The following is a 22010-nucleotide window of genomic DNA, read 5'->3' as shown; positions in this document are numbered from 1 at the left end:
TACTCCGAATCCGGAGTGGGTTCGTCCTCTTCGATATCACATGACCGCAGCGTTGCACAGCGCATACGTTTCGTGATCGCCCTCGCGGGCGGGCTTTCAGCCGAGGGCGGGCGCCCCCCGCAGCACCACGCCCGCCTTGTGCAGCTCCGCGATCGCCGCCTTCGTGGTCGCCGGCGTCACACCGGCGGTCAGGTCCAGCAGCACCCGCACCGCCAGCCCCAGCTTGACCGCGTCGAGGGCGGTGGCGCGCACGCAGTGGTCGGTGGCGATGCCCACCACGTCGACCTCGCGCACCTCGCGCTCCCTGAGCCAGTCGGCCAGCGGCACCCCGTCACCCGACGTGCCCTCGAAGCCGCTGTAGGCCGCCTCGTACGCCCCCTTGCTGAAGACCTCCTCCACCGCGGAGACGTCGAACGACGGATGGAAGTCGGCGCCGGGCGTGCCGGCCACGCAGTGGGCGGGCCAGGTGGTGACGTAGTCGGGGGGCTCGGAGAAGTGGGTGCCGGGGGAGATGTGGTAGTCGCGGCTGGCCACGACGTGGTCGTAGCCGTGATCGGCCAAGTGGCGTGTGATCGCCGCCGCCACCTCGGAGCCCCCGGCCACGGCCAGGCTGCCACCTTCGCAGAAGTCGTTCTGCACATCGACGATGATCAACGCGGTGCTCATAGGCAGCACGATACGTCAGGCGAATTCGGTGGGGATCGCCGCGTACCCGCGTCCGAGGTGGAGGGCCTCCTGGGGGAGGGTGGCGACGGCGGCGGCGTGCCGCTCGCGCGCGGCGGTCAGGGGCTCGCGGCCGACGACCTCGCCGTCGCGCACCAGCTCGTGCAGCAGGGGGATGCCGCCCTCGGGGGAGTGGTCACCGGTGGTGATCAGCTCGGTCTCGGCGTGGCCGTGCTCGTCGAGCAGCCGGTACGCCTCCTTGCGGCCCCCGCGCGACGGCTTGCCCACCGAGCGCTTGGCCACCGCCTCCAGCTTGCCCGTGGCCGTCTCCCGCGCCACCAGCTTGTAGACAAGGGCCGCCGTCGGCACGCCCGAGCCGGTCACCAGGGAGGTGCCGACGCCGTAACCGTCGACGGGGGCGGCGGCGAGCGCGGCGATGGCGTACTCGTCGAGGTCGGAGGTGACGAGGATGCGGGTGTCGAAGGCGCCGAGCGCGTCGAGCTGCTCGCGCACCTCCTGTGCCGCGGCGGCCAGGTCGCCCGAGTCGATGCGGACCGCGCCGAGCTTGTCGCCGGCCAGCTCGACGGCCGTGCGCACGGCGGCGGGCACGTCGTAGGTGTCGACCAGCAGCGTGGTCTCCGGGCCCAGCGAGGCGATCTGGGCCTCGAACGCGGCCCGCTCCGAGTCGTGCAGCAGGGTGAACGCGTGCGCCGCCGTACCGGCCGTGGGCACCCCGTACAGGCGTCCGGCCATCAGGTTGGAGGTGGAGGCGAACCCGGCGATGTAGGCGGCCCTGGCGGCGGCCACCGCGGCGGCCTCGTGGGTGCGGCGCGAGCCCATCTCGATGAGCGGCCGCCCGCAGGCGGCGTTGGTCATGCGGGAGGCGGCGGAGGCGATCGCGCAGTCGTGGTTGAGGATCGACAGGGTGACGGTCTCCAGCAGCACGGCCTCGGCGAACGTCCCCTCCACCACCATGATCGGGGAGGCGGGGAAATAGAGGTCGCCCTCGCGATAGCCGTAGATGTTCCCGGAGAAGCGGTAATCGGCCAGAAACGCCAGAGTCTCCTCGTCCACGACCCCGCGCTCGCGCAGGTAGGTGAGTTCATCGTCACCGAAACGGAAGCGTTCGAGCTCGTCGAGGACACGTCCCGTTCCGGCGACAACCCCGTAACGGCGGCCTCCCGGCAGGTGGCGGGCGAACACCTCGAAGACCGCCCGTCTGTGGGCAGCGCCGCTCCGCAGAGCGGCCTGCAGCATCGTCAGCTCATAGTGATCTGTGAGCAACGCAGTGCTCATGGTCATTGTCACGACTCGAAGACTACGGCCCAGATAGGGCAGACTCGGGGATGTGGGTAGCACCTCTCCAATCGCCGTCGAGCGTCCGTCATCGGACGTCCGGCCCGATCTGCCATGGGTGACCATCGTCTGGAACGACCCCGTCAACCTCATGTCCTACGTGACCTATGTCTTCCAAACGGTCTTCGGCTACACCCGGGAGAAGGCCGAGAAACTGATGCTGGACGTGCACCACAAGGGCAAGGCTGTCGTGTCCAGTGGCACGCGCGAGGAGATGGAAAGGGATGTGCAGATTCTCCACTCCTACGGCCTGTGGGCGACGGTCCAGCCGGACTCGGTCAAGTGAGTCGTATGAGATCTACGAGCAGGTCAGTGAGGCGGCACCGGTGAGTTCGGGGTTCTCGCGGGGGAAGAACGGCGGCGTCGTGGCGGAGTTCGAGGCCCCGGAGGTCTCGCTGCTGCGCTCGCTCGTCTCCATGATGCTCGGCATCGTCTCGCCGGGGCGCACCAGCGACGACCCGCTGGAGCGGGCCCTCGGCATCGGCGACGGCACGGCGCCGTCCGACCCGGTGCTGGCCAGGCTGTTCCCGTCGGCCTACGAGGACGAGAAGGAGTCGGTGGAGTTCCGCCGCTACACCGAGGCGACGCTGCGCGACGGCAAGCGGGCCGACGCGCAGACCGTGCACGAGACCGCCCGCTCGGGCCGCTTCGAGCTGACGGCCGAGCAGGCGCAGGCGTGGCTGCGCGCGCTCAACGACCTGCGCCTGACGCTCGGCACCAAGCTCGACGTGACCGAAGAGGTGCACGACGAGATCGCCGTGATGTCGGAGGACGACCCCCGTTACCCGGCCTACGTGACCTACGACTGGCTGACCTACCTCCAGGACAGCCTGCTCCGGGCGCTCTGGTAACTTCCGGGCATGCTGTCGATCTCGCAGGAACTGGTTGACAAGATCGTCGCGCACGCCCGGGCCGATCACCCCGACGAGGCGTGCGGCGTCATCGCGGGCAAGGACGGCGTGCCCGAGCGCTTCATCCCGATGGAGAACGCCGAGCGTTCCCCCACCTTCTACCGCTTCGACTCGCTGGAGCAGCTCCGGGTGTGGCGGGAGATGGACGACCGCGACGAGGAGCCGGTCGTCATCTACCACTCCCACACGGCCACCGAGGCGTACCCGTCGCGCACCGACATCTCCTACGCCTCCGAGCCCGGCGCCCACTACGTGCTGGTCTCCACCAGGGACGAGCACGAGGTGGAGTTCCGCTCCTACCGCATCCTCGACGGTGTCGTCACGGAGGAAGAGGTAAGGTTTCTCCCATGATGGTCAGGCCGGTGCAGAGCTTCCTCTTCGCCCACACTCCTGCTGTCGTCGTCTACGACTGTCGCTGACTCGGAATCCGCATCCAGCCATCGGTGTTGCATGCCGATGGGACGACGACCTGACCTGAGGAGACTGACCGAGATGGCCATCGAGGTTCGCATTCCGACCATCCTGCGTAACTACACCGACGGCGCCAAGGCCGTGAACGCCGAGGGCGCGACGCTCGAAGAGCTGATCGCCAACCTTGAGTCCCGTCACCCCGGCATCAAGGAGCGCCTCGTCGACGACGGCAGCCTGCGCCGCTTCGTCAACGTCTACCTCAACGACGAGGACGTGCGCTTCCTCGGCGGCCTCGGCACGCCGGTGTCCGACGGCGACACGGTGACCGTGCTTCCCGCAGTCGCCGGCGGGTGACATGCGTTTCGACTCACTGATCGACTCGGTCGGCCGCACGCCCCTGGTCGGGTTGCCGAGGCTGTCCCCCTCCGCCGACGTGCGGATCTGGGCCAAGCTGGAAGACCGCAACCCGACCGGCTCGATCAAGGACCGCCCGGCCCTCTGGATGATCCAGGAGGCGGAGAAGGACGGCCTGCTCACGCCGGGCTGCACGATCCTCGAGCCGACCAGCGGCAACACCGGCATCTCGCTGGCCATGTCGGCCAAGCTCAAGGGCTACAAGCTGATCTGCGTGATGCCGGAGAACACCTCTGAGGAGCGCCGCCAGCTCCTGCGCATGTGGGGCGCGGAGATCATCTCCTCGCCCGCCGCGGGCGGCTCCAACGAGGCCGTGCGGGTGGCCAAGGGGCTGGCCGCCGAGCACCCCGACTGGGTGATGCTCTACCAGTACGGCAACCCGGCCAACTGGCGCGCCCACTACGAGACCACCGGTCCCGAGATCCTCGACGACCTGCCCACGGTCACCCACTTCGTGGCCGGGCTCGGCACGACCGGCACGCTCATGGGGGTCGGGCGGTTCCTGCGCGAGCGGGTGCCCGGCGTCCAGATCGTGGCGGCCGAGCCGCGGTACGGCGAGCTGGTCTACGGGCTGCGCAACGTCGACGAGGGGTTCATCCCCGAGCTCTACGACGAGTCGGTGCTGACCACCCGCTTCTCGGTGGGCTCGGCCGACGCGCTGCGCCGCACCCGCGAGCTGCTGGCCTCCGAGGGCATCTTCGCCGGCGTCTCGACCGGGGCCGCGCTGCACGCCGCGCTGGGCGTGGCCAGGAAGGCCGTCAAGGCGGGCGAGCGGGCCGACGTCGTGTTCGTCGTGGCCGACGGCGGCTGGAAGTACCTGTCCACGGGCGCCTACGAGGGCACCCTGGAGGAGGCGGAAGAGCGGCTGGAAGGCCAGCTCTGGGCCTGAGAACGAGCGAAGGGCGGCCGGTCCTCGTCGACCGGCCGCCCTTTCGTCGTAGCTCGTCTAGTTGAACAGCAGCCGCAGCGAGAACGTCGCCTCGGTGTCGGTCTGCGTGCCGCTCAGTCCCACCGCGCGCAGCACCTGGAGGTTGGCCTTGTCGTCGCCGTCCATGGAGGCGAGGTAGAGCTTCTCCACCTTGTCCAGGTCCACGAACAGCGCGTAGTTCACGTCGGCCGCGTTGGGGATCGCGGTCTGGAACGTCTCCGAGTCGCCCAGCGTGCCCTCCGCGGCCAGCTTCTTGGCGTACTCGTCGGTCGTCGCCACCGTGAAGACGCCGTCACCGGAGACCTTGGCGATCTGCGGGGCCGTCGCGCCCTGCTGGGTCAGCGCCGCCTGCACCTTGTCGATGACGGCCTGCGCCTTGGCCGGGTCGGTCATGACCCGCACGCCGCCCTTGATCTGGTCGCTGTCCAGGCCCTCGCCGTCCACGGCGATCGTGAAGTTCTTGCCGAAGACGGTGGCCAGGTCACCGGGCAGCTCCAGGCCGAACTGGGTCTTGGCCTGCTGCAGCATCTGGCTGATCTCGGTGCTGCCGGCCGCCGTGGCCTGCTTCTCGATCTCGGCCCACTGCTTGGTGACGACCTGGTCGAGGCCCGAGATCGACAGCGCGCCGGCCGTGGAGGCGGGCAGGGTGCCGAGGTTGGCCTTCGGCAGGTCGCCCTGCGGGGTCATGCCCTTGGCGCCGCGCACGATGCCGGCCAGCTCCACGTAGGCGCTGTCGAAGCGCAGCGCGCCCGCGAACCGGGCGTCCTTCACCTGGTCGACCGCCGCCTGCTGCTCGGCCGGGATCGTCTTCTTGGCCAGGTCCATCAGGCCGCCCATGTCGGCCCAGAACGACAGCACGCCCTGCTCGCCGACCGCGCCCATGTCCTCGCTGAACTCGGCGTTGTCCGAGAGGCTGCCCTCGGTCGTGGCGTACTTGTCGGCCAGCGCCTGCGTCGAGCTGAGCAGCGCGTAGTCCTCGCGGAAGGCGAGGCCGTACTTGTCGCCGTCCATGAGCTTGGCGATGCCGGCCTTGGCCGCCTCCTGGTCCTTGACCTGCACGGCCACCGCGAAGTCGGGCTGCTCCTTGCCGGAGGGGACGGCGGCGAAGCCGACCCGGCTGCCCAGCCACGGGTCCACGTCCTTGGCGAAGTCGAGCTTGCTGTCGGCGTCCTGCTCGTTGATCAGGTCGAACAGCGCCTTGCGCGGGTCCTCGCCGGAGAAGGAGTTCTTGGTGACCGTGAACTTCCTGGCGAGCTGGAACAGCGCCAGCTTCTGGTTCGCGGCCGGGTCCAGGTCGAGGCGGGCGTAGGCGATCGAGTTCGCGGGCAGCACGTCGTTCGGCTGCGTGCCGCCGCCGCCGAAGGTGCCCACGGCCCAGACGGCGCCGCCGCCGAGCAGGACCACGGCGAGTGCCGCCGCGATGGCGATCACCCAGCCCTTGCGGCCCTTCTTCGCCGGCTCCGGCTGGCCGAAGCCCTCGGGGCCCTGGTGCTGCCAGCCGCCCTGCTCGTACTGGGCCTGCTGCTGCCAGCCCTGCTCCTGCTGCCAGCCGCCCTGCTGCTGGTGTGCCTGCTGCTGCTGTTGCCAGCCGGCCTGCTCCTGCCAGCCCTGCTGCGGTTGCTGCTGCTGCCAGCCGCCCTGGTCCTGCTGCCAGCCCTGCTGGGGCTGCTGGCCGCCGTACTGGGGCGCGCCGCCGTAGGAGGGCTGCTGCTGGCCGTACTGCGGCTGGCCCTGCTGGGGGCCGTAGGGGGGCTGCTGGCCGTAGGACGCCTGCTGGCCGTAGGCACCCTGACCTTGAGCGTCGTACTGCGGCTGGCCGTACTGCTGCTGCTGGTACGGCTGCTGCGGCGGGTAGGGCGGGCCCGGATACTGAGCCGTCGGCTGCTGCTCCGGCTGCTGCCCCTGGTTCCAGTTGTACGCCGTGGTCCGGTCAGGATCCTGGCCATAGGGGGGATTGTTCGCAGACATCACTCAACTCACAATGTGGACTTTTGACCACAGAGAAAGTAGCTGATGTTGCTAGACGAGCGCTTGCAATGTGCTGAAGTTGGAATTAGACCCGGTTCAGCTCTTTTCTCAGGACACCGATGTGCACCTCGCCGTCCCCGTAGTCGGTGACGTTCTCCCAGGGCACGAACGTGCAGCCGGCGTAGACCAGGCGCGCCAGCGTGCGGGAGAACCAGGCCGATCGGCCCTGACGATCACGGGTGAGGCCGAGCAGGAGCGGGGCGCGGCGGCTGGAGACGACCAGGCCGTAGACCGTGTGGCTCTGCTGGAGCTCGCCCCTGTGCCTGACGACCCGGATGTCCACCACGAAACCGACCCACACCCCGTTGGAGTCCCAAACGGACTGTCCGATGAGTTCGGTGACACTTGCCATGATCAAACGTTGTCAGCCGAATCACGTTTTCGCAGGTAGGCGCGCTGAGGGAAGAATGCTCTAGAGTGTCTAGAACATAGTTCCAGATATGAGGCAGGGCGGATGACCAAGTTCGACGAGGCCACGCAGGCGATCAGGGTCGACGAGAACACCTACGACGTGTGTCTCGACCCCGGATACGCGATCGGCGGCCCGCTCAACGGCGGCTACCTCATGGCCGTGATCCTGCGCGCGGCGGTGGACGCCTCGCCGTTCGAGCACCCCGTGAGTCAGACGGCGCAGTTCCTGAAGGCGCCGGTCCCCGGGCCCGCGCAGGTCAGGATCGAGCCGCTGAAGGCGGGCCGGACGGCCGCGTTCGCCAGGGCGACGCTGGTGCAGGACGGCGTGGCGAAGATCGAGGGGCTGATCACGACGGCCACACTTGCCGACGTCGAGCCCGTCTACAGTGGCGCGCCCGCGCACGCCATGCCCCCGATCGAGGACTGCGCCAAGCTGCCCGACCCGAAGCCCGAGTCCGGCATGACCTTGAACGCCCAGATGGACCTGCTCTTCGACCCGCCCACGATCGGCTGGCTCAAGGGCGAGCCCACCGGCCGGCCGGAGTCGCGGGCGTACTTCAGGATGGCCGAGCCGCAGGACCCCGACCCGTACGTGCTGGCGCTGGCCGTGGACGCGCTGCCGCCCGTCGTGTTCTCCGCCGGCGGGCGCGGCTGGGCGCCCACCGTGGACCTCACCTGGCACCTGCGCGCGCTGCCCGCGCCCGGGTGGCTGACGCTGCTCGGCAGCGGCCGGCTGGTCGCCGACGGCTGGTTCGACGAGGAGGTGGAGGTGCGCGACTCGACCGGGCGGCTCGTCGCCCAGTCGCGCCAGCTCGCCCGGGTCGGAAGAGGGTGAAATTTCGCGCTTTATGAGCGCGTTCCGGGTGCCTTCCGCGGGTCCGCTGTGAGCAAGGCAACATCATTTTCCGCCACACGCGGCACAGTGTGAGCATTCTTACGCAGTGTTGATCGTGCAGGTCGCCTACCCTCTAGAGCGTGCCGGACGCGAGTATTGGGATCTTCGACAGCGGGGTCGGCGGCCTGACGGTCGCACGCGCGATCATCGACCAGCTCCCTCACGAATCCATCACCTACGTGGCCGACACGGCCCACCAGCCGTACGGGCCCAAAAGCCTCGCGCAGCTGCGCGCGTACGCGCTGGAGGTCATGGACCACCTGGTCGAGCAGGACGTCAAGATGCTCGTGATCGCGTGCAACAGCGCCAGCTCCGCCGTGCTGCGCGACGCCCGCGAGCGGTACGACGTGCCCGTCGTCGAAGTGATCATGCCGGCCACCCGGCGCGCCGTCCGCGCCACCCGCAACGGCAAGGTCGGCGTGATCGCCACCAGGGCCACCATCGACTCCATGGCCTACCACGACGCCTTCACGGCGGCGCCCGACGTCCAGCTCACCGGCGTGGCCGCCCCACGCCTGGTCGACTACGTCGAGCGCGGCGAGACGATGAGCGACGAGGTCATCGAGGCCGTGCGCGAGTACCTGGAGCCCATCAGGGCCGCCGGGTGCGACACGCTCATCCTCGGCTGCACCCACTACCCGCTGCTCACCGGCGCCATCTCCTACGTCGCCGGCGAAGGGGTGACGCTGATCTCCAGCGCCGACGAGACGGCCAAGGACGTCTACCGGATCCTGCACGACCGCGGTCTGGCGGCGGGAAGCGAGGCCACCCCCCGGCACCGCTTCCGCGCCACCGGCGACTCCCTGCTCTTCGCCCGGCTCGGGCGACGCTTCCTGGGCCCGGAGATCGATGTGGTCGAAGTCGCACCAGTGGGGGGTACTACCTATAACGGGAGGCCCACATGAAGGTGACCATCGTCGGCTGCTCCGGGAGCTACCCCGGCCCCGACAGCCCCGCGTCCTGCTACCTTCTCGAAGCCGACGGGTTCAGGCTGCTGCTCGACCTCGGCAGCGGGTCGCTGGGCGCGCTCCAACGCCACATCGGCCTGTACGACGTGGACGCCATCTGCCTATCGCACCTGCACGCCGACCACTGCCTCGACATCTGCGGCTACCACGTGGCCCGCACCTACGGGCCCGCGGCGCCGTACCCCGCCCTGCCCGTCTACGCGCCCGCCGGCGCGCCCGCCCGGCTGGCCGCCGCCTACGGCATGCCCGAGGAGCCGGGGCTGGAGACCGCGTTCGACTTCGTCGCGCTCACACCCGGCTCGTACGAGATCGGGCCGTTCACCCTCACCGCCGGCCTGGTCAACCACCCCGTCGAGGCCTACGGGTTCCGCGTCGCCAACGGCTCCGCGAGCGTGGCCTACTCCGGCGACACCGGCGAGTCGAACGAGCTGGTCAAGCTGGCCGCCGGCACCGACCTGCTGCTGTGCGAGGCGTCGTTCGTCGAGGGCCCCGACCTGCCGCCCGGCCTGCACCTGACCGGCCGCCAGGCGGCCGAGCACGCCGCCAAGGCCGACGTGGGCAAGCTCGTGCTGACCCACCTCGTGCCGTGGAACGACCAGGCCACCGTCCTGGAAGAAGCCTTGGACGGCGGCTACTCGGGGCCGGTGGAGCTGGCGCGCAGCGGCGCCGTCTACGACCTCACCTGACGGGCGTTCACGTGTTGGCCTGCAGCTCGGTGAAGTCGCGGACGCGCGGCAGCGGCGAGAACGCCAGCGGCACGAACGCCGTCACCCGCGCGAGCATCAGCAGCCACAACGACTCCCGCACCCCGATCTGCTGCGCCACCAGGCCGCCGATCAGCGCGCCCAGCGGCATCACCCCCCACGTCACGAAGCGCACCGACGCGTTGACCCGGCCCAGCAGGTGGTCGGGGGTGACGGTCTGGCGGTAGGTGGTCTGGCCGACGTTCGACATGGCCGCGGCCCACGAGATCATGATGGACGTGGCCGCGAAGCACGCCACCCGCCAGTCGGCCTGCGTCATCGGCAGGAGCAGGCCGGCCGGGGCGCCGACCAGGATGGCCGTCCACGTCGCCCGGGCGCTGCCCAGCCTCCTCGACAACCAGGCGCCGCTCAGCCCGCCCAGCACGCCGCCGATGCCGCCCGACATGAGCAGCAGGCCGATCGCCCCCGGCGCCAGCTTGACGGTCTCGGCCAGGAACAGCACCGACAGGCCCAGCACCCCGCTCACGCACAGGTTGTTGATCGCCGACGACGCCATGAAGCCACGTAACAGCCGGTCGCGCCACACGTACACCAGGCCCTCGCGGATGCCGCGTAACAGCGGGCCGCGCTCGACGTCGGCGGGCGGTTTGTCCGGCACCTTGATCGACAGCAGCAGCACCACCGACGCCAGCGCGCCGATCGCGGTCGCCACGATCGTGCGCGGCGCGCCGAGCAGCTGCACCAGCGCGCCCCCCACACCCGGGCCCGCCAGGAACGCCCCCGACCGCACCACCTCCAGCTTCGCGTTGCCGTCGCTGAGCTGCGTGGTGCTGACCAGGTTCGGCAGGTACGTCTGGTCGGCGACGTCGTTGAAGACCTGCGACACCCCCGCCACCACCGCCACCCCGAACATGATCTCGATGGTCAGCACGTCGAGCGCGGCCGCCACCGGGATGCTCCCCAGCGCCACGAACTTCACCAGGTCGGACGCCATCATCACCCGGCGCTTGCGCATCCGGTCGACCCACACCCCCGTGGGCAGGCCGATCACCAAGAACGCCGCCGTCTGCAGCGACGACAGCACCCCCACTTCCGCGGGCCCGGCGTGCAACACCAGCACGGCCACCAGGGGAAGGGCCACGCGTGAGATATTCGCCCCGAGTTCGTTCGCCACATGCGAACTGAGGAACCGGAGGAAGTCAGGGTTTCGCAACACCCCCGTTGTCATTGCGTAAGGATCCATGTGGCGGACACATTTGGTCAAGAGTGTCGCGCCCCGGAGATAGGGTGATCTGCATGTCCCGACAGGATGGCCGCAACCCCGACCAGCTGCGCCCGATCACCATCACCAGGCGCTGGCTGGCGCACGCCGAGGGGTCCGTGCTGGTCGAATTCGGTGGCACCCGCGTGCTGTGCGCCGCATCCGTGCAGGACAGCGTGCCCCGCTGGCGCAGAGGCAGCGGGCAGGGCTGGGTCACGGCCGAATACGCCATGTTGCCCCGCGCGACCAATACCCGTAACGATCGGGAATCGGTCCGCGGCAAAATCGGCGGGCGCACCCACGAGATTTCCCGGTTGATCGGCCGTTCGCTGCGCGCCTGCGTCGATTACAAAGCGTTGGGCGAAAACTCCATTCTGCTCGACTGCGACGTGCTGCAGGCCGACGGCGGCACCCGCACGGCCGCCATCACCGGCGCCTACGTCGCGCTGGCCGACGCCGTCGCCTGGATGCGCGAGCGCCGCATGTGCCCCGGCGACCCGCTGATCGGCTCCGTCTCCGCCGTCTCCGTCGGCGTCGTCGGCTCCGTCCCCATGCTCGACCTCTGCTACACCGAAGACGTCGCCGCCGAGACCGACATGAACGTCGTCATGACCGGCGACGGCACGTTCGTCGAGGTGCAGGGCACCGCCGAGGGCGCGCCGTTCGACCGCGCGGTGCTCGACCGGCTCCTCGACCTCGCCGTGGCCGGCTGCGAGGAGCTGACGCTCATCCAGCAGGAGGCCCTGGAGTCATGAAGATCGTGCTGGCCACCTGCAACGCGGGCAAGATCGCGGAGCTGCGCCGCATCCTCACCGGCTTCGACATCGTCGGGCTCGAAGAGTTCCCTGCCATCGGCGAGATCGCCGAGACCGGCGTCACCTTCGAGGAGAACGCGCTGATCAAGGCGCACGCCGTCGCCCAGGGCTCCGGCCTGCCCGCCGTGGCCGACGACTCCGGGCTCTGCGTCGACGTCCTCAACGGCATGCCCGGCGTCTTCTCCGCCCGCTGGGCCGGCCGCCACGGCGACGACCGCGCCAACCTGGAGCTGCTGCTCGCCCAGGTCTCCGACGTGCCCTCCGACAAGCTCACCGCGTACTTCGCCTGCGCCGCCGCGCTGGCCCTGCCGTCCGGGGAGTCCCGGGTCGTCGAGGGCACGCTGCCCGGCGGCCTCGTCCGCACGCCACGCGGGTCCGGCGGGTTCGGCTACGACCCCATCTTCGTCCCCGAAGGCGAGAGCCGCACCACGGCCGAGCTGACGCCCGAGGAGAAGGACGCCATCAGCCACCGCGGCCGCGCCTTCCGCGCGTTGGCGCCTATCGTACGAGACCTGCTCGCGTCGTAACCCCCGCGTAAGAATTGCCCGGCCCAGGGGGACGTACCGTCGATCCTGTGCAGAGCAACTCACCGGTCCCCGCGTGGGCGGGGGCCCTCGTCGGGCTCGTCTCCGGAGCCGTCGCCCTCGGCGTCGCCCAGCTCGTCGCCGGGATCATCGGGCCCACGACGTTCCCCGTCGTCGCTGTCGGCGACGCGGCCGTCGACCTGACGCCCTTGCCCGTCAAGGACTTCGCCATCAGGGCGTTCGGCTCGAACGACAAGGCCGTGCTGCTGGGCGGCGTCCTCGTGGTCCTCGCCGCCCTGGCCGCCCTCCTCGGCACCCTCTCCCGCCACCGCCCCGCCTGGGGCTACGCGGGGTTCGCCGTGATCGGCGCCATCGGCGTGACCGCCGTCCTCACCCGCCCGGACGCCGCGCCCCTGGACGTGGTGCCGACGCTGGTGGGGGTGGCGGTGGGAGCTTGGGCGCTGCGCCGGCTCCTCCACCGCGGCCTCACCACCTCTGCCACACGCACCGCGCCTGGCGCCGCTGCGCCCAGTGCCACCGCGCCCCACGCCACTGCGCCGAAGGCCGCTGCCGACGCGCCGCAGGCCGCTGCCTCCGCGCCTCGCGCCGATGCGTCCCGCGCTGCTGCAGGCGCATCGGGCACGGCCGCGCCCGATGACGCTGCGCCTCAGGATGCCGCAGGTGCATTCGGCGCCGGTGCGCCGCGCGACGTTGCACGCGCGCCTCGCGACGGAGGGCCTCGCGCTGCGGCGCCTCGCGCCAACGCGCCCCAGGCCGCTGCCGATGCGCCGCACGCGGATGCGTCCCAGGCTGCTGCCTCCGGGCCGCGTGCCGCTGCGTCCCGGGACGCTGCACGTGCGGTCGGTGACGGCCCGTTCCGGGAGGATGAGCTTCGGGGTGCTGCGGCTCGCGTGGCTCCTTCTGACGGCTCTGTGGCGAGCGGCGGTCAGGCTGTCCACGGCGCGTCCCCGCAGGGGGAGGCTGAGCGGCCGGTGGTGATGCGGGCAGGGGGTGGAGCGGCCGGGTTCGATCGGCGGCGGTTGCTGACCGGGGTGGCCGGGGGAGTGGTGGTGGCCGGGGTGGGGGTGGTGCTGGGGCGGCAGCTCGGCGGGCGGCAAGCCGTGGACGCGGCAAGGGTCGGGGTGGCGTTGCCCCGGCCGGCGGTGCCCGCGAAGGCCGTTCCCGCCGGTGCGGACCTGCGGATCGGGGGCCTGTCGCCGTTCGTCACGCCGAACAGGGACTTCTACCGCGTGGACACCGCCCTCGTCGTCCCCCAGGTGGATCCGGCCGACTGGACGCTGCGCATCCACGGCATGGTGGATCGTCCCGTCGAGCTCACGTACGCCGACCTGCTGAAGCTGCCGCTGACCGAGGCGGATGTGACGCTGACCTGCGTGTCCAACGAGGTGGGCGGCCCGTACATCGGTAACGCCCGCTGGCTGGGCGCGCGGATGGCCGACGTGCTGCGCCGGGCCGGGTTGCGGGCGGACGCGGACATGCTGCTGTCCACCTCGGCCGACGGCTTCACCTGCGGTACTCCGGTGGACGTGGTGATGGACGGCCGGGACGCGTTGTTCGCGGTCGCGATGAACGGTGAGGCGCTGCCCGTCGATCACGGCTTCCCGGTGCGGCAGGTGGTGCCGGGCCTGTACGGGTACGTCTCGGCCACCAAGTGGGTCGTGGACATCAAGGTGACGAGGTTCGACCGGGACGAGGCGTACTGGACGCCGCGCGGCTGGTCGGCGAAGGGCCCGATCAAGACGCAGTCGCGCATCGACGTGCCGAAGGACGGCGGCTCGCTGAAGGCGGGCGACACGACGATCGCCGGGGTGGCGTGGGCGCAGCACACCGGGGTGGACGCGGTGGAGGTGCGGGTGGACGGCGGGCAGTGGCGTCAGGCGCGGCTGGCCGAGGTGCCCGGCCCGGACACGTGGCGCCAGTGGGCGATCGACTGGGCCGCCACTCCTGGCCGGCACACGATCGAGGTGCGGGCCACCGACGCCGCCGGGCGTACCCAGACGGACCGGCGGGCGGCGCCAGCGCCCGACGGGGCGACCGGCTGGCACTCGGTCACCGTATCGGTGGCCTGAGCCCTGATTTGGGGTGTTTTCGCAGGTGGCGGGGTTGGAGATTCTCCGCCGAGTTCGCCCCCTTGACACGGTGCCGCCTCTACGATCGGTCGTCGAGCATGACAGGAGGCAGGCCGTGTTCCGCGAGCGCAAGCCGAGTGTCCGGTGGGCCCTTCAGGATGGGCAGTACAACCCCGTGGTGGCCGATGGTGTGCGGTGGCTCGACTACGAGCTGGCCGCCGACCCGGCCCGGCCCGTTGACGGGCCCACCGGTGAGCCTGGTGATGGGCCCGGTGATGGGCTCAGTGATGGGCCGGGTGGTGGGCAGGGCGGCCGGAGGTGGGGCGCGGGTGAGCTGGGTGGCCTGGTGTGGGACGGCGGCTCGGGGCCGGAGGTCGTTCCCGCCGTGGAGCCCGACTGGTTCGACGGGCCGGGCCGGCCGCCGAGGCTGGCCGACAGCCGTCCGTACGGCGTGCCGGGCGGGCTCGCGCAGCCGGACCCGCAGGTGGAGCGGGACCTCGCCGAGGCGTTGCGGCCCGGCGCCCGTTTCCCGGATCCGCGCGGCACGTGGGTGCGGCTGGTCAACGGCGGCGGGCCCGCGGACGATCCGTTCCGTTCGTCGAACGCCGCCGACTGCGCGCTGGCGGTGCTGTCCACCTGGCACGGCGAGCCCGCGACGGCCGCGCCGAGGCTGCCCGAGTACGACCGGATCGGCCGCCCGGTGCTGACCGGCGAGCAGGGGAGCGTGGCCAGGATCGAGGAGTGGGCCGGGCACCGCCTGCAGTACGCCGGTCAGGGCCGGCACGCCTACCCGTTGATCGCGCGGCGGCTGCTCGACGCCGGGCACGGCGCGGCGGCCGTCATCGTGGTGCGCTGGCCGGGCGGCGGCTCGCACGCCTGGAACGCGGTCAACTTCGAGGGCGAGGTCATCTGGATCGACGCCCAGCGGGGCCACTTGTCGGTGGAGCCGCCGTACCGGACGGTGACCGGGGTGTTCTGCGTGATACTCGATCGCCGGGGGCGGCCGCGATGAACCTGGAGGAGGCCAGGGCGCTGGCCGAGGAGTACTACAACGGGGTGCGGTCGCCGGGGAGTCGCTGCCGGTGGGGGTGTTCGGGTTCGACGGCGGGTACGTGGCGTGGGTGCGCGATCTGGAGCCGGACGATCCGGCCCGGCTGCCGGAGACGGTGGGGGGCGGGTGCGTGGTGATCGACCGGTTCACGGGTGAGGTGGTGGCCAGGCCGTTGCTGGATCCGGAGACGGTGGCCGAGCTCTGGCCGGGCCGCACCCCCCGCTGACGTTCGCGCGGGGGAAGGCCGGCCCCGGGTGGAGCATGGGGGAGGGGCCTGACCCCCGTGAGGGTGGGCCGGGCGCCGCCCCCATAAGACGCCCGACCCGCACGTTCCCTCTATCCGGGTATTTCGGATTTATTCGGCTTCGGGTCGTTCGTCCGGGATCGCCGCGTAGCGAGCGACCCCACGATCTTCGTCCGGGATCAGCCCGTGGCGAGCGACCCCACGATCGAGGCCCGCGCGGCCCGCCGGGCGGGCAGCACCGCCGCGAGCACGCCCGCCACCCCCGACAGCACCACGAACAGCACGATCTGCGCGACCGGCGCCGTGAAGAGCGCCCCGTCCACCATCGCCCGCATCGCCGCCCACCCGAACACCACACCGAGCACGACCCCCACCAGCGCCCCGATGAGCCCGAGGATCAGCGCCTCGACGGACAACATGCGCCGCAGCTGCGGCCGGGTGAGCCCGAGGGCCCGCAGCAGGGCGGACTCCCTGGTCCGTTCGTGGACGGAGAGCGAGAGCGTGTTCGCGATGCCGAGCAACGAGATCAGGATCGCCAGCCCGAGCAACCCGGTAATGATCATGAGCATCATGTCGAGGGTCTCGTCGAACTGCCCGCGTACCTCCGTCGAGCTGCTGACCTGCACGGTCGGGTACGGCGCGGCGGCGGCGTCCACGACCGCGCGGGCCCGCTCCGGCGGCACGCCGTCCGCGATGGTGACCATGACGCGGGAGTCGGGCACCGCGCCGAAGTACGACTCGAACGCCTGCTCCGCGACCGTCACCGGCGGCAGCGACGACTGGTTCCCGTCGAGCAGCGCCACCACCTTCAGCGCGACGGTGCCCGCGTGCCTGGTCCGCATCGTCACCGTGTCGCCCAGGCGGGCGCCGAGCCGCTCGGCCGTCACGTCGTCCAGCGCCACCTGGCCCGCCCCGAACGCCTTCATGGAGCCGGCGGTGACGTACGGCTCGATCCCGCCGCTGTACGTCCCCACGTCGGCGCGCTTGCCCGCCACCGTGGCCTCGACCTCGCGGATCTGCGCCACGGAGGCCAGCTCGGGCCGGCCGCGCAGCTCCTCGGCCACGGACCTGGGGATGACGGAGTCGCGCTCCTGGCCGGCCAGCAGGTAGTCCACGGGGAACTGCTCGTCCAGCTTGACCGTCATCGTCAGCCGGGTGGACGCGGTGACCACCGTGATCAGCGTCATCAGCGTCACGCCGATCGTCAGCGCGACCGTCGTGGTGGCGGCCCGCCTCGGGTTGCGTCCGGAGTTGTCCACCGCCAGCCGGCCCGGCACGCCGAACAGCCGCCTCGGGACCCAGCCCACCACCGCGCTCAGCGGCCGCACCAGCACCGGCCCCAGGATGAGCACCGCCAGGAAGGTCAGCGCGCCCCCGGCCATGACCACGAACAGCGACGCCTCCCCAGGCTCCAGCACGAACACGCCGGCGCCCGTCGTGCCGAGACCCGCGACCAGGAACAGCGCCGCGAAGCCCGCCCGCACCAGGCCGGCGCGGAACGTCCGCTCCTCCGGCTGGCTGCGCAGCGCCGCGATCGGCGGCACGCGGGTGGCGGAACGGGCCGGCAGCAGCGCCGCGCACACCGTGACGGCCAGCCCCACGGCCAGCCCGATCCCGATCGTGACCGGGGTGAGCGAGACCCCCGCGTCCGTGGGCAGCGGGGCGTCGAACGCGGCGAGCACGGTCAGCGTGAGCGCCGCCAGGCCGTACCCGATGAGCAGGCCCAGCACGGACGCCAGCAGGCCCACGGCGGCCGACTCCAGCACGATCGAGCCGAACACCTGCCCCCGCGTCGCCCCGATGCAGCGCAGCAGCGCCATCTCGCGCGTGCGCTGCGCGACGAGGATGTTGAAGGTGTTGTAGATGACCAGCGCGGCCACCATCATCGCCACGACGCCGAACATCAGCAGCCCCAGCGTGAACATCTTCGTCTCGACACCGGCGGCCCTCGCCAGGTCGTCGGCCAGCTCGGCGCCCGTCTTGACCTTGTAGGAGCCGCCGGTGGCCGCCGCGACGGCCTGCTTCGTGACCGTGCCGGCCACGTCGATCTCCGCGAACCCCTTCGCGCCCGTCATGCGCTGCGCGACGGCCGGCGTGAAGCCGACCGCGCCGGTGTAGGCGAGCATCTGGTCCACGCCGGTGTCGATCAGGCCGACCAGCCGGAACGAGTGGCGCCCCTGCCCGGGGTCGAGCACCGTGATCGTGTCGCCGATCCTGAAGCCCTGGGCCTTGGCGGTGTTCTCGTCGAGGACGGCGGCTCCGTCGTCGGTGCCGGGGCCGGTGCCGGAGACGACGTCGGTACGGTCGAGCGGGCCCCGGACGATGGACAGGGCCGTGGTGGGCAGGTTGCCGGCGGCCTTGCCGTCCTTGCCGAGGACGGGCGCGCTCGCCCTGATCAGGCCCTGGGCGTCGGTCACGCCCGGCAGCGCGCGGACGCGCTCCAGCACCTCACGCGGAATCGTCCCCTCCGCCTTGGCGGGCAGCACGGCCACGCCCACCTTGCCCGCGTCGGCCGTGACCCGCTGGGCGAAACCGGCCTGCACGGTGTCGTTCAGCACGAACGTGCCCGCGATGAACCCCACCCCCAGCATGATCGCCAGTGATGTGAGCAACAGCCTGAGCCGGTGCGCGCGCAGCCCGGCCAGCGCGGTCCTCAGCACCTCACGCCTCCAGCCGGACGAGGGTGTCCAGCACGCTCTGCGGCGTCGGCGCGGCCAGCTCGGTGACCAGCTCGCCGTCACGCAGGAACACCACCCGGTCGGCGTACGAGGCCGCCACCGGGTCGTGCGTCACCATGACGATCGTCTGGCCCAGCTCGCGCACCGAGGCCCGCAGGAACGACAGGACCTCGGCGCCGCTGCGCGAGTCCAGGTTCCCCGTCGGCTCATCGGCGAAGATCACCTGAGGCTTGCTGATGAGCGCCCTGGCCACCGCCACCCGCTGCTGCTGCCCGCCGGACAGCTCCGTCGGCCGGTGCGCCAGCCGGTCCCGCAGCCCCACCGTCTCGATCACCCGGTCGAACAGCACCTCATCGGCCTGGCGGGCGGCGATGTCGAGGGGCAGGCGGATGTTCTGCTCGGCGGTGAGCGTGGGCAGCAGGTTGAACGCCTGGAAGATGAACCCGATCCGCTCCCTGCGCAGCAGCGTGAGCTGCCGGTCACTCAGGCCGGTCAGCTCCACGTCCCCGATGTGCACCGTGCCGGACGTGGCCGTGTCGAGGCCCGCCAGGCAGTGCATGAGCGTGGACTTGCCGGAGCCCGACGGGCCCATGATGGCGGTGAACGCCCCCGTGGCGAAGGACACGTTCACTGCGCGCAGAGCGTGCACCTCGGCGTCCCCCTGGCCGTACACCTTGGTCAGATCGGTCGCCACCACGGCGGGCGGGGCCTGGCGCCGGGTCTCGATGAGCGTCACTTTCACTCCTTGTCGTGATTCGCAGCCGCGACTCACGCTAGAAGCGGAAATCTCGCTTTCCGTGGGCCTTGAGGAGGGACTTCGTGTGCGCCGGCAGATGACCCCGCGTCAGACTTTCGGCCGATTTCCAGGGTTGCGGCCGGTGTGACTTTCTAGGGTTGCGGCCGGTGTGACGGGACCACCAGCCCGGCCTCGTACGCGTACACCACCACCTGCGCCCGATCCCGCAACCCCAGCTTGGACAGCACCCGCCCCAGATGCGTCTTCACCGTCGCCTCCGCCACCTCCAGCCGGCCCGCGATCTCCATGTTGGACAGGCCCCGCGCCACCATCAGCAGCACCTCCCGCTCACGCGGCGTCAGATCGGCCGCCGACGCCGGCGGCTCCTCCGACGGGAGCTGCGCGGCGAAGCGGTCGAGCATCCGCCGCAGCGTGGCCGGCGACACGACGGAGTCGCCCGCGTGCACCACCTTGATCGCGTTGACCAGGTCGGCCGGCGGCACGTCCTTCAGCAGGAACCCGGCCGCGCCCGCCTTCACCGCCGCGAACGCGTACTCGTCGAGGTCGAACGTGGTCAGGATGAGCACCTTCGGCCCCACGATGTGCCGGGTGGCCTCGACGCCGTCCATGCCCGGCATACGGACGTCCATCAGCACCACGTCCACCTCGACGCTCTTCAGCAGCTCCAGCGCCGTGACGCCGTCTCCCGCCTCCGCCACCACCTCGATGTCCGGCTGCGCCCCCAGCACCATCCGGAAGCCCGCCCGCAACAGCTCCTGGTCGTCGACCAGCATCACCCGGATCATCTACGCCGCCTTCGCCATGGGCAGCCTGGCCAGCACCTCGAAGCCGCCGCCCTGCCGGGGCCGCGCCGAGACGGCGCCGCCGTACATGCCGACCCGCTCCCGCATGCCGATCAGGCCGTGCCCGCCCGGGCTCGCCGGGGCCGCCGCGCCCCGGCCGTTGTCGGTCACCCGCACGACCAGCTCCGATCCCAGATAGTCGATCTCCACGGTGGCCTCGACGCCGGGGCCGCCGTGCTTGAGCGCGTTCGTCAGCGCCTCCTGGACGATGCGGTAGACCGTGAGCTGCTGGCCCTCCGGCAGCTCCGCCGGCGCGCCGCCGACCCGCAGGCTCGCCGGCACCGCCGAGCCCCTGACCAGCTCCTCCAGCTGCCCCAGCCCCGGCTGCGGCGTGTAGTCGGTGCTCCCGCCCTCGTTCTCGCGCAGGACGCCCACCAGCCGGCGCATCTCCGCCAGCGCCGCCCGGCCGGTCTTCGAGATGTTCCTGACCGCCAGGCGGGCCTGCTCCGGATCGCTGTCCAGGGCATAACCGGCGCCGTCGGCCTGCACCACCATGACGCTCACGTTGTGCGCCACCACGTCGTGCAGCTCACGGGCGATCCTCGCCCGCTCCGCCGCCGCCGCCATCCGCGCCTGCTGGTCGCGCTCGCGCTCCGCCCGCTCCGCGCGCTCCTCCAGGCCCTCCAGATAGCGCCGGCGCGTGTTCGCGTACAGGCCGGTCACCCAGACCGTCACCACCAGGATCGAGCCGCTGAAGAACATCCCGAACGTCGGCACCTCCCAGTTGAGCAGCGCCAGGAACACCCCCAGCTCCGCCACCAGGCACGCCGCCAGCGCCCACCGGAACGCGCACTGGCAGGCCACCCCCCACAACGCCACCAACACCGCGAGGTTGGCGGGCTGCGGATCGACGTCCGCCACCCACTGCCCGAAACTGATCAGCGACACCACCGCGAACGTGACCAACGGCAGCCTGTCACGCCACCACAACGGCACGACCAACGCCGCCGCCAGCGCCAGATAACCGCCCACCCGCAGGTAGACGTGCCCCTCCGGCGGCGTCACCGACGCGTACGGAATCGCCAAGAAGGCGCACAACACCCCCAAGGGAGCCACCCGGAGGACACCCGCCAGCTTCGAGTGGCGCATGGACCACGCCCGTACCCTGCCGAACACATCATCACGATACGTAGCGCGAGCCGGACATTGGTCCGCCTGGAGTCGGAAGTGAGAGTACGACCCAGGTCTTACATCGACCAGCTCTTACATGGGGCTTACGGTGAATCTGGCAGTCTCTATGACTGGGAGCGCCCCAGTGGGGCGAGTAAAGGGAGATCGTGATGGCGGATCATGATCGCGACGCCGGGTCGCGCGGCGAAGAGGAAGCGCCGCGCGACCCGACCCCGTCGGAGCCGGCACAGGAGCTTCAGGAGCCCGGTCCACTCAAGTACGGCGAGCACGCCGACCGCCCCTACACCTACCTTCCGCCCACCCAGCCCATCCCCGCCCCAGGCGAACGCGCGGCCACGCCCTTCGGCGACTTCCTGCGCCGCCGCCGCACCCAGGTCACGGCCGCCGGCCTGATCGGGCTGCTCGTCGGCGGCATCCTCGGCGGCGTCACCGTCGCCGCCTTCAACGACCTGCGCGAGGACCACGGCCGCTACGACACGTGGACGGAGGCTCCGGGGTGGGGCCATCACCGCAAGTGGGGGCCTGAGCTGCGGATGCCGTGCTACGAGATCGACGACCGCGGGCTCTGCGTCCTGCCACCGCCCGCCGAGATGGACCCCGGCGATCCGCCGGAGAACGTGGACCCGGGACCCGTCTACACGGGCTGACATTTCGGTGATCGGCGGCGATTCCCGGACACTGAGAGAACCATTCTTCGCAAGCTTAGGAAAGCGTCCGACCGCGTCCTTAGTCTGACGTCATGGCGCGTTCCGGCCCGAGTACGGAAGAGCTCACCCGCTACGCGCGGCAGGCACGCTCGATGAGCGAGCTGCTGTCCTTGCTGGGCCTGCGAAACTCGGGCGGTCGCCGGGCCGGACTCCGGCGCAGGATGGCCGAGCTGGGCATCGACACTTCGCACTTCCGGCGGGTGCCGCCGGGAAAATACACC

General features: G+C 71.1%; 24 protein-coding genes. 14 read left to right on the top strand and 10 right to left on the bottom strand.

The features are described 5' to 3' along the window. Positions 1 to 96: 96 nt before the first annotated feature. Both KIS93_RS50905 and KIS93_RS50900 read right to left on the bottom strand, forming a co-directional pair. Positions 97 to 666 carry a nicotinamidase gene (locus KIS93_RS50905; RefSeq protein ID WP_080042448.1) on the bottom strand — a complete coding sequence of 190 codons (570 nt, stop codon included), beginning with the start codon at positions 664 to 666 and terminating at the stop codon, positions 97 to 99. A 15-nt stretch (positions 667 to 681) separates the two neighbouring features. Beyond that, positions 682 to 1965 (bottom strand): nicotinate phosphoribosyltransferase, encoded by a 1284-nt coding sequence (locus tag KIS93_RS50900; protein ID WP_186404894.1) that lies wholly within the window; start codon positions 1963 to 1965, stop codon positions 682 to 684. Positions 1966 to 2011: 46 nt separating this feature from the next. Here KIS93_RS50900 and clpS point away from each other — a divergent pair, with 46 nt between their 5' ends. From clpS to KIS93_RS50875, 5 genes are all read left to right on the top strand, one after another. Further along, entirely contained in the window at positions 2012 to 2305 is a 294-nt protein-coding gene (gene clpS / locus KIS93_RS50895) for an ATP-dependent Clp protease adapter ClpS (RefSeq protein WP_080042446.1), read from the top strand. A 40-nt stretch (positions 2306 to 2345) separates the two neighbouring features. Then, positions 2346 to 2870, top strand: coding sequence for a DUF2017 domain-containing protein (locus KIS93_RS50890; RefSeq protein WP_186404893.1), 525 nt, complete (start codon positions 2346 to 2348; stop codon positions 2868 to 2870). Between the two features lie 9 nt (positions 2871 to 2879). Beyond that, positions 2880 to 3281 (top strand): M67 family metallopeptidase, encoded by a 402-nt coding sequence (locus KIS93_RS50885; RefSeq protein ID WP_080042444.1) that lies wholly within the window; start codon positions 2880 to 2882, stop codon positions 3279 to 3281. Between the two features lie 141 nt (positions 3282 to 3422). Further along, a complete protein-coding gene (locus tag KIS93_RS50880; protein WP_080042443.1) occupies positions 3423 to 3695 on the top strand; it encodes a MoaD/ThiS family protein in 273 nt (90 codons plus the stop codon). A gap of 1 nt (position 3696) precedes the next feature. Beyond that, positions 3697 to 4644: a PLP-dependent cysteine synthase family protein gene (locus tag KIS93_RS50875; protein WP_080042442.1), complete on the top strand. Its 948-nt coding sequence runs from the start codon at positions 3697 to 3699 to the stop codon at positions 4642 to 4644. A gap of 57 nt (positions 4645 to 4701) precedes the next feature. On the opposite strand, the gene KIS93_RS50870 is transcribed toward KIS93_RS50875, so the two are convergent. Further along, positions 4702 to 6651 carry a DUF3352 domain-containing protein gene (locus KIS93_RS50870; RefSeq protein WP_080042441.1) on the bottom strand — a complete coding sequence of 650 codons (1950 nt, stop codon included), beginning with the start codon at positions 6649 to 6651 and terminating at the stop codon, positions 4702 to 4704. 85 nt (positions 6652 to 6736) lie between these two features. Beyond that, positions 6737 to 7063, bottom strand: a complete 327-nt coding sequence (locus KIS93_RS50865; protein ID WP_155128456.1) for a hypothetical protein — start codon at positions 7061 to 7063, stop codon at positions 6737 to 6739. A 102-nt stretch (positions 7064 to 7165) separates the two neighbouring features. Between KIS93_RS50865 and KIS93_RS50860 the strand changes: the two genes are divergently transcribed. The 3 genes from KIS93_RS50860 to KIS93_RS50850 all read left to right on the top strand — a co-directional run bounded on the left by KIS93_RS50860 (position 7166) and on the right by KIS93_RS50850 (position 9671). Continuing rightward, positions 7166 to 7957 (top strand): thioesterase family protein, encoded by a 792-nt coding sequence (locus tag KIS93_RS50860; RefSeq protein ID WP_080042439.1) that lies wholly within the window; start codon positions 7166 to 7168, stop codon positions 7955 to 7957. A 140-nt stretch (positions 7958 to 8097) separates the two neighbouring features. Further along, positions 8098 to 8922: a glutamate racemase gene (murI, locus tag KIS93_RS50855; RefSeq protein WP_080042438.1), complete on the top strand. Its 825-nt coding sequence runs from the start codon at positions 8098 to 8100 to the stop codon at positions 8920 to 8922. Beyond that, positions 8919 to 9671, top strand: coding sequence for an MBL fold metallo-hydrolase (locus KIS93_RS50850; protein WP_080042437.1), 753 nt, complete (start codon positions 8919 to 8921; stop codon positions 9669 to 9671). The genes murI and KIS93_RS50850 overlap by 4 nt, the downstream gene beginning before the upstream one ends. A gap of 7 nt (positions 9672 to 9678) precedes the next feature. Here KIS93_RS50850 and KIS93_RS50845 read toward each other — a convergent pair whose 3' ends face one another. Further along, positions 9679 to 10917, bottom strand: coding sequence for an MFS transporter (locus KIS93_RS50845; RefSeq protein WP_230465540.1), 1239 nt, complete (start codon positions 10915 to 10917; stop codon positions 9679 to 9681). 68 nt (positions 10918 to 10985) lie between these two features. On the opposite strand from KIS93_RS50845, the gene rph reads away from it, so the two are divergent. Both rph and rdgB read left to right on the top strand, forming a co-directional pair. Beyond that, complete coding sequence (gene rph / locus KIS93_RS50840) at positions 10986 to 11705, top strand: ribonuclease PH (RefSeq protein ID WP_080042435.1); 720 nt, start codon at positions 10986 to 10988, stop codon at positions 11703 to 11705. After that, entirely contained in the window at positions 11702 to 12292 is a 591-nt protein-coding gene (gene rdgB, locus KIS93_RS50835; protein WP_080042434.1) for an RdgB/HAM1 family non-canonical purine NTP pyrophosphatase, read from the top strand. Before rph ends, rdgB begins: the two co-directional genes overlap by 4 nt. A gap of 59 nt (positions 12293 to 12351) precedes the next feature. On the opposite strand, the gene KIS93_RS63955 is transcribed toward rdgB, so the two are convergent. Next, a complete protein-coding gene (locus tag KIS93_RS63955; protein ID WP_222107929.1) occupies positions 12352 to 12618 on the bottom strand; it encodes a hypothetical protein in 267 nt (88 codons plus the stop codon). Between the two features lie 669 nt (positions 12619 to 13287). Here KIS93_RS63955 and KIS93_RS63950 point away from each other — a divergent pair. The 3 genes from KIS93_RS63950 to KIS93_RS50820 all read left to right on the top strand — a co-directional run bounded on the left by KIS93_RS63950 (position 13288) and on the right by KIS93_RS50820 (position 15656). Continuing rightward, a complete protein-coding gene (locus KIS93_RS63950; RefSeq protein ID WP_418113105.1) occupies positions 13288 to 14379 on the top strand; it encodes a molybdopterin-dependent oxidoreductase in 1092 nt (363 codons plus the stop codon). A gap of 115 nt (positions 14380 to 14494) precedes the next feature. After that, positions 14495 to 15391, top strand: a complete 897-nt coding sequence (locus tag KIS93_RS50825; protein ID WP_080042432.1) for a toxin glutamine deamidase domain-containing protein — start codon at positions 14495 to 14497, stop codon at positions 15389 to 15391. 70 nt (positions 15392 to 15461) lie between these two features. Beyond that, positions 15462 to 15656: a hypothetical protein gene (locus tag KIS93_RS50820; protein WP_186404891.1), complete on the top strand. Its 195-nt coding sequence runs from the start codon at positions 15462 to 15464 to the stop codon at positions 15654 to 15656. Positions 15657 to 15853: 197 nt separating this feature from the next. On the opposite strand, the gene KIS93_RS50815 is transcribed toward KIS93_RS50820, so the two are convergent. The 4 genes from KIS93_RS50815 to KIS93_RS50800 form a co-directional block, all read right to left on the bottom strand. Then, on the bottom strand, positions 15854 to 18334 hold the full coding sequence (locus KIS93_RS50815) for an ABC transporter permease (RefSeq protein ID WP_080042430.1): 2481 nt from the start codon (positions 18332 to 18334) through the stop codon (positions 15854 to 15856). A 1-nt stretch (position 18335) separates the two neighbouring features. Beyond that, complete coding sequence (locus tag KIS93_RS50810) at positions 18336 to 19088, bottom strand: ABC transporter ATP-binding protein (protein WP_230465538.1); 753 nt, start codon at positions 19086 to 19088, stop codon at positions 18336 to 18338. A 152-nt stretch (positions 19089 to 19240) separates the two neighbouring features. Next, entirely contained in the window at positions 19241 to 19894 is a 654-nt protein-coding gene (locus KIS93_RS50805; protein ID WP_080042428.1) for a response regulator transcription factor, read from the bottom strand. After that, the gene (locus KIS93_RS50800) at positions 19895 to 21040 is read right to left on the bottom strand and encodes a sensor histidine kinase (RefSeq protein ID WP_420895890.1); all 1146 of its coding nucleotides are present in this window, start codon (positions 21038 to 21040) and stop codon (positions 19895 to 19897) included. Positions 21041 to 21231: 191 nt separating this feature from the next. Between KIS93_RS50800 and KIS93_RS50795 the strand changes: the two genes are divergently transcribed. After that, positions 21232 to 21729 (top strand): hypothetical protein, encoded by a 498-nt coding sequence (locus KIS93_RS50795; RefSeq protein WP_080042426.1) that lies wholly within the window; start codon positions 21232 to 21234, stop codon positions 21727 to 21729. Positions 21730 to 22010 lie beyond the last annotated feature (281 nt).

It is taken from the genome of [Actinomadura] parvosata subsp. kistnae, assembly GCF_900323885.1.
In the GTDB taxonomy this organism is placed as follows: Bacteria; Actinomycetota; Actinomycetes; order Streptosporangiales; family Streptosporangiaceae; genus Nonomuraea; species Nonomuraea composti.
This window is presented reverse-complemented; position numbering and strand designations above follow the sequence as displayed.

Bases quoted from the DNA above. Each gene is read 5' to 3' on its own strand.
- KIS93_RS50905 (WP_080042448.1), bottom strand. From the start codon at position 666: ATGAGCACCGCGTTGATCATCGTCGATGTGCAGAACGACTTCTGCGAA.
- KIS93_RS50850 (WP_080042437.1), top strand. From the start codon at position 8,919: ATGAAGGTGACCATCGTCGGCTGCTCCGGGAGCTACCCCGGCCCCGAC.
- KIS93_RS50865 (WP_155128456.1), bottom strand. From the start codon at position 7,063: ATGGCAAGTGTCACCGAACTCATCGGACAGTCCGTTTGGGACTCCAAC.
- KIS93_RS50880 (WP_080042443.1), top strand. From the start codon at position 3,423: ATGGCCATCGAGGTTCGCATTCCGACCATCCTGCGTAACTACACCGAC.
- KIS93_RS50845 (WP_230465540.1), bottom strand. From the start codon at position 10,917: ATGACAACGGGGGTGTTGCGAAACCCTGACTTCCTCCGGTTCCTCAGT.
- KIS93_RS50860 (WP_080042439.1), top strand. From the start codon at position 7,166: ATGACCAAGTTCGACGAGGCCACGCAGGCGATCAGGGTCGACGAGAAC.
- KIS93_RS50805 (WP_080042428.1), bottom strand. From the start codon at position 19,894: ATGATCCGGGTGATGCTGGTCGACGACCAGGAGCTGTTGCGGGCGGGC.
- KIS93_RS50875 (WP_080042442.1), top strand. From the start codon at position 3,697: ATGCGTTTCGACTCACTGATCGACTCGGTCGGCCGCACGCCCCTGGTC.
- KIS93_RS50795 (WP_080042426.1), top strand. From the start codon at position 21,232: ATGGCGGATCATGATCGCGACGCCGGGTCGCGCGGCGAAGAGGAAGCG.
- KIS93_RS50885 (WP_080042444.1), top strand. From the start codon at position 2,880: ATGCTGTCGATCTCGCAGGAACTGGTTGACAAGATCGTCGCGCACGCC.
- KIS93_RS50900 (WP_186404894.1), bottom strand. From the start codon at position 1,965: ATGACCATGAGCACTGCGTTGCTCACAGATCACTATGAGCTGACGATG.
- KIS93_RS50800 (WP_420895890.1), bottom strand. From the start codon at position 21,040: ATGCGCCACTCGAAGCTGGCGGGTGTCCTCCGGGTGGCTCCCTTGGGG.
- KIS93_RS50870 (WP_080042441.1), bottom strand. From the start codon at position 6,651: ATGTCTGCGAACAATCCCCCCTATGGCCAGGATCCTGACCGGACCACG.
- rph (WP_080042435.1), top strand. From the start codon at position 10,986: ATGTCCCGACAGGATGGCCGCAACCCCGACCAGCTGCGCCCGATCACC.
- KIS93_RS63950 (WP_418113105.1), top strand. From the start codon at position 13,288: ATGCGGGCAGGGGGTGGAGCGGCCGGGTTCGATCGGCGGCGGTTGCTG.
- rdgB (WP_080042434.1), top strand. From the start codon at position 11,702: ATGAAGATCGTGCTGGCCACCTGCAACGCGGGCAAGATCGCGGAGCTG.